The sequence below is a fragment of the Pedobacter sp. genome, assembly GCF_035566355.1.
Classification (GTDB): domain Bacteria; phylum Bacteroidota; class Bacteroidia; order Sphingobacteriales; family Sphingobacteriaceae; genus Pedobacter.
In genome coordinates this window covers 1-5528 of the sequence record NZ_DATMRL010000714.1, presented here as the reverse complement: position 1 = coordinate 5528, position 5528 = coordinate 1, and the positions used below count along the sequence as shown (strand labels likewise).

Annotated in this window: 7 protein-coding genes and 1 pseudogene; 4 read left to right on the top strand and 4 right to left on the bottom strand. The window is 38.4% G+C overall.

Annotated features, from left to right (window positions below):
• Positions 1–465 (bottom strand): LiaF transmembrane domain-containing protein (locus VNZ46_RS28080; RefSeq protein ID WP_325564804.1); only part of this gene is annotated, 465 nt, incomplete at its 3' end.
• A gap of 174 nt (positions 466–639) precedes the next feature.
• Here VNZ46_RS28080 and VNZ46_RS28075 point away from each other — a divergent pair.
• Positions 640–1272 (top strand): ChaN family lipoprotein, encoded by a 633-nt coding sequence (locus VNZ46_RS28075; protein WP_325564803.1) that lies wholly within the window; start codon positions 640–642, stop codon positions 1270–1272.
• 39 nt (positions 1273–1311) lie between these two features.
• Positions 1312–1512, top strand: a complete 201-nt coding sequence (locus VNZ46_RS28070) for a hypothetical protein (RefSeq protein WP_325564801.1) — start codon at positions 1312–1314, stop codon at positions 1510–1512.
• A 3-nt stretch (positions 1513–1515) separates the two neighbouring features.
• Here the strand turns inward: VNZ46_RS28070 and mscL are convergent, their stop codons facing one another.
• Positions 1516–1947, bottom strand: coding sequence for a large conductance mechanosensitive channel protein MscL (mscL, locus tag VNZ46_RS28065; protein ID WP_325564799.1), 432 nt, complete (start codon positions 1945–1947; stop codon positions 1516–1518).
• Between the two features lie 332 nt (positions 1948–2279).
• Between mscL and VNZ46_RS28060 the strand changes: the two genes are divergently transcribed.
• Both VNZ46_RS28060 and rpoN read left to right on the top strand, forming a co-directional pair.
• The gene (locus VNZ46_RS28060) at positions 2280–3074 is read left to right on the top strand and encodes a hypothetical protein (RefSeq protein ID WP_325564797.1); all 795 of its coding nucleotides are present in this window, start codon (positions 2280–2282) and stop codon (positions 3072–3074) included.
• Positions 3075–3201: 127 nt separating this feature from the next.
• Entirely contained in the window at positions 3202–4674 is a 1473-nt protein-coding gene (gene rpoN / locus VNZ46_RS28055; protein WP_133777361.1) for an RNA polymerase factor sigma-54, read from the top strand.
• A gap of 18 nt (positions 4675–4692) precedes the next feature.
• Here the strand turns inward: rpoN and VNZ46_RS28050 are convergent, their stop codons facing one another.
• Both VNZ46_RS28050 and VNZ46_RS28045 read right to left on the bottom strand, forming a co-directional pair.
• On the bottom strand, positions 4693–5163 hold the full coding sequence (locus VNZ46_RS28050) for a response regulator (protein WP_325564795.1): 471 nt from the start codon (positions 5161–5163) through the stop codon (positions 4693–4695).
• A gap of 111 nt (positions 5164–5274) precedes the next feature.
• Positions 5275–5528 (bottom strand): annotated as a pseudogene (locus VNZ46_RS28045) (response regulator); the annotation flags it as partial.

The window sequence follows — 5528 nt, the reverse complement described above, 5'->3', positions numbered from 1 at the left end:
AATAAAATCACTTACGTTTCCTTCAGTTGCAGCATCCTTAGTATCTGAAAAAGATGAACCATACTCAAATTGGGCATCCTTTTCTTTATTGAGCTCCGAGAACTGCGACGCATCGAATTTCTTTTTCCAACGGTCCTGATTTCGTTTAGGCTTAAAGATCATATACAGGCCAAGGCCGATAAAAGCAAGTGAAAAATAATATTTCCTGATGTCAAAATCTACGATATTGCCTAATGTAAAATACCCTCCGATGAGCACCATAATCAACCACCCGCCGCCTCTGAAGTTTCTTTTGAAACCAATAAGAAGACCTATAGCCACTAGAAGCATAGGCCAGCTGAGTATCCATCCTGGAATATAAATCCCAAAACTTCTTAGAAAGAATACCACCCCTATAATTAATAGGATCAATCCGCTCCAGGCACTATTCGAATGGCTTCTGTTTTTTATTTTGTAGTTCTCCATTTGTTTCTAAATTCTAACCAAATGTATATCTATTCGTTCAGCTGCAAAAGTACCTTACTCTATATCTGCGAAAAAAGTCGGTGAATGACCAGTTTTCATCGGTAAGACAACCAACTTTATCTTTACCCCTAATCTCCTGCTAAAAATTACGCCCTTAATCTTTTACCTTTGGATATGAAACCATTGTTCGTACTAATTTTGACCATCTGCCTTCCGGCTTTGTTAATTGCCCAAAACATGGAGCAACATTACAAAGTATACGACACCAAAAAACAGAAAACCATTTCCCTGAAAGAGATCGTAAATGAGTTGAAAAATGTAGATGTTTTATTTTTTGGTGAAGAACATAACGATTCAACCGGACATTTTTTAGAAATGATGATATTCAGGAAAATGCAGGAATCCTATCCCAAAACTGCCTTAGCCATGGAGATGTTTCATACGGATATACAGCCTGTTATCAACGAATATCTGGCCGGCTGCATTTCAGAAAGAAACTTCATTAAGGAAGCCCGCGCCTGGAACAATTACGATGACTATAAACCACTTATAGAATACGCAAAAACAAATAAACTGAACGTCATTGGAGGAAATGCAGCAGCCAGGTACAGTAATATGGTTACTCTGGGTGGGCTTGAATCCTTAAAATCCTTACCTTCAGGCTCCATCGCTTTCCTTCCGCCCTTGCCAATAGATACAGCTACGGGCCGTTACTACGAAAAATTCACAGAAACCCTTGGCGGACATCATATGGGAGATATGAAAATTTATCAGACCCAAAATTTCTGGGACGCTACTATGGCTTAGTCGATTGCCAGGTTCCTTAAACAAAACAAAGGATATAAAGTGCTTCAGCTAAACGGGCGTTTTCACAGTGACGAAAAACTGGGCGCTATGGCTCAGCTCAAAATAATGAGCCCTAAATTAACAACAGGAAACATTTCCTGCTTCTCCGCTGAAGATTTCAGTAACCCGGATTGGACAAAATACAAAGACCTGGGTGATTACATCATTCTAACCGACCCAGGCCTAAAAAGAACCTTTTAATCTCTATTTTGATTTCAGTAAATCTCTGATCTCTGCCAGCAGTATTTCTTCTTTAGTAGGTTCTGGTGCTGCTGCCGGAGCAGCCTCTTCCTTACGTTTCATTGCATTAATGCCTTTAACTAAAATAAACACAGCCAAAGCCAGCAAAAGGAAATTGATGGCTACGGTAATAAAATTACCATAAGCAAAAATCACTGAATGTGGTACTTTCCTAGCCTCTTCCAGGGCCAGATTTCCTGCTACTTCGCCCTTGAGAACGACGTACATATTGCTGAAATCAACAGAGCCGATCACTGCGGAAATCAAGGGCATGATTAAATCCTTAACCACACTGTCGATAATCTTGCCAAATGCTCCACCGATGATCACACCGACGGCAAGATCCATGACATTACCCTTTACGGCAAATTCTTTAAATTCTTTTACAAATCCCATATTTAGTTTGTTAATGATGTACTTAAATTTATCAAAGATTATTCCAAAATCAAAGGATTAATTTTGATTCCTGTATTTAATATACATCAACAAACGCTTTCTGTTGCGCCGTGATCAACTTGCAACATCTCCTTCACAACTGTTCATGCAGGGATTTGAGAACAAAGGGAACTCCGAGTAGATGAATCCGCATATATTCCGTGTCTAGTCCGCATCTAGTCCGCATTTTCCTGATAATATGCGGATTATATTCATTTTACTGGCATATTTTTTGCGTATTCATAGACAACTAATCTACAGCATAAGCTTATCTATTCTTAAAATCAGATCATATGGCAAGACTCGATGGAAAATTTATTAAAGGAACTGCAGGTTCTGTTGTTTACAAAAGATACCTCGATCTTCAGGTTGTTCAAAGCCGCCCTAAATTTACCCCAGGCAGCCAGACTAAAGAAACAAAGAGAGCTGCCGCAGAATTTGGTGTGGCCAGTAAATTATCCATGAACGTCCGCCACAACCTGAGCTCAATTGTGACGGATTTTTTTGACGGCCGAATGGTCAACCGGATGAATTCGGAAGTCGTATACATCCTTAATCAGGCAATGGATCCTCAAACTGGAATATACAAATTTAAACCTGATAGTTTTAACCGACTAAATGGTTTTGAATTCAACATCAATTCGCCGGTAAGAGACAATTTTTTCGCACAGCCCCTGCTTAGCGCTACGGAAACCACACTAGACATTAAGATTCCTAACCTTCACCTACCTCAGGAAATGAAATTTCCGAAAGATGAATCTTTATGCAAACTCAGTTTTGCTGTCGGTTTATTTGACCTTATTCATGGTCATATGAAATTAAGCCCTATTCAAAGCATAGAGATCAAGTACAATTACTCACCAGAATTAATTCCAGAACAAACCCTGAACTTTGAAATAGAACCCGGTTGTCTTTGTATTACTGTAATTTCCATGCAATATTGCAGGAACACTTTTATTGGACAGGTGTTGGCCAACACAAAAAGCTTCAATCCTGTTGCTATTTTGGGCGCTCATATTGCCGAAGGCACAGTGGACGAGCAGAGAACAAAAAAATGGCGTTCCATGGATTTTTCGACAGAAGGATAGCCAAAACTTGTTTTTCAACCGGATTTCCAGCTTTAATACTGCATTTAAAGCAATATAATTTTCGCGATTACATTTTATCTAAACGAAATGCTTATTTTTGAACGGGTAAATTGACATTCCTAAGAACATGCTAAAACAACATCTACAACAAAAACTTCTTCAAAAATTATCGCCTCAGCAAATTCAATTTATTAAACTGCTGCAAGTTCCGACTGTTTCATTAGATACCCGAATAAAAGAAGAACTGGAAGAAAACCCAGCTTTGGAAGACCCCAGCCTGATGATCGCGGAAGAGCCAAAGGGAGAATATGACGATTTAAACGACAGTCCTGATGACTTCGATCCTTCTTCAAAAGAAGAAAACACAGACGAATTTAATGTTGACGACTATTTACAGGATGACGATGTAAACGATTACAGCACCTCCTATAACAACAGTGACGATGACGAGGATAAAAAAGAGACTCCAATTGCTATAGAAAGTACCTTCTTTGAAAGTCTTCAGGAGCAGCTGGACCTGGTTCCTTTATCTGATCAGGATTTTATTATTGGAAAACAAATTATAGGTAGTCTAGATGACGATGGGTACCTAAGAAGACCTATCACGTCAATGATTGACGATCTGGCATTTTCTCAGAATGTGATGGTGGAAGAAGAAGATGTACTGGAGATGCTTAAGGTGATCCAGAGTTTCGATCCTCCGGGAATTGCGGCAAGAGACCTACAAGAATGTCTGACTTTACAGCTTAAAAGAAAAGATCTTTCTAACCCAATCATAGTAAAAGCGATTCAAGTTGTTGAACACCATTTAGACGAGTTTACCAGAAAACATTATGATAAGCTAGAAAAATCCCTTAACCTGCAAAGCGAAGAGTTAAAAGAGATCATCAATGAGATCCTGCGGCTCAACCCTAAGCCTGGCGACTCTAATCAGGTAACCACTAAGCAGCTTCAGATCATTCCTGATTTTCATATCTCCAATAACGATGGTGTACTGATCTTAACTCTAAATTCAAAAAACGCTCCGGAGCTCAGAGTTAGCCGTTCTTATATTGATATGTTTGAGCACTATGATAAAGCTTCTCAAAAAGATAAAAAGTTAAAAGAAGCGGTACAATTTGTAAAACAAAAACTGGACTCTGCAAAGTGGTTTATAGACGCCATTAAACAAAGGCAGCAAACCTTATTAAAGACAATGAATGCCATCATGCAATACCAGTACGAATATCTGCTTACTGGTGATGAACGCAAAATGCGGCCCATGATCTTAAAAGATATTGCAGATAAAATTGACATGGACATCTCTACCGTTTCCCGGGTTGCCAATTCCAAATATGTTCAAACAGAGTTCGGTACATTTCTCTTAAAATCCTTCTTCTCAGAAGCAATACAAACCGAAAGCGGAGAGGAAGTTTCCAATAAAGAAGTCAAAAAAATTCTTGAAGACTGCATCAGCAATGAGGACAAAAGACGTCCGCTTGCAGATGAAAAACTAACAGAGATCCTTAAGGAACAAGGTTATAATATTGCCCGCAGAACTGTTGCTAAATATCGCGAGCAAATGAATATACCGGTCGCCAGGCTGAGAAAAGAACTTTAAATAAAAAATTCAGAAAGGCTATTCAGGCCGTAAATTCTGACTGAGTAAACCTTCAAGCTTCTGGTTGGCAACCAGGAGCTTATCAGTTAACTCAATATTTTCTTTCCTTAATGTAAAGATTTCAAAGGCTTTGATAATATGTATCCTCAAATCATCTTCCATCCAGGGCTTCTGAATATATCTGTATACTTGCCCCTTATTGATGGCATCTATCACTGCATTAATATCTGCATAACCGGTCAATAAAATCCGGATGGGATCCGGATAGTCCGGAATGATAGACTCCAGGAATTCGATACCTGTCATCACAGGCATCCGCTGATCGGTAATAATTACTTGAATATCCTCGCTTTGCAGTACTTTCAGCCCCTCCGCAGCCGATTCTGCTGTGAAGACATTGAATAACCTTCTGAATCCTGCTTTAAAAGAATTCAGATTATGTATTTCATCGTCTATATATAAAACATTTATAGATGTATCAGGGTTCATTGTGTTTAATGAAAATTTTTTTAAATATACCTGTTTTTATATTTTTTATAACTTATTTTATTATAGAAATCAATAAAATGATTTAAGTCAGACCAATGATCAGAGAAGGTTTTATGACAATAATTTTTGTCTTAACATAAATTCAAGTTGCCCGTTAACGAGCAAAAGCTGTTCATTAAGTGCTTTGTTCTTTCTTCGTAAAGAATAAACCTCAAAAGCCCTTTCAATATTAATTTTCAATTCTTCATCGAGCCAGGGCTTGGTAATATACAAATAGACCTGGCCTTTGTTGATCGCATCAATGACCGCATTGATATCTGCATATCCGGTAAGCAGAATCCTCATTGGGTCTGGATAATTTGGAA

Excerpts from the sequence above, each read along its gene's own strand:
- VNZ46_RS28075 (WP_325564803.1), top strand. The coding sequence starts at position 640 with ATGAAACCATTGTTCGTACTAATTTTGACCATCTGCCTTCCGGCTTTG.
- mscL (WP_325564799.1), bottom strand. The coding sequence starts at position 1,947 with ATGGGATTTGTAAAAGAATTTAAAGAATTTGCCGTAAAGGGTAATGTC.
- VNZ46_RS28060 (WP_325564797.1), top strand. The coding sequence starts at position 2,280 with ATGGCAAGACTCGATGGAAAATTTATTAAAGGAACTGCAGGTTCTGTT.
- rpoN (WP_133777361.1), top strand. The coding sequence starts at position 3,202 with ATGCTAAAACAACATCTACAACAAAAACTTCTTCAAAAATTATCGCCT.
- VNZ46_RS28050 (WP_325564795.1), bottom strand. The coding sequence starts at position 5,163 with ATGAACCCTGATACATCTATAAATGTTTTATATATAGACGATGAAATA.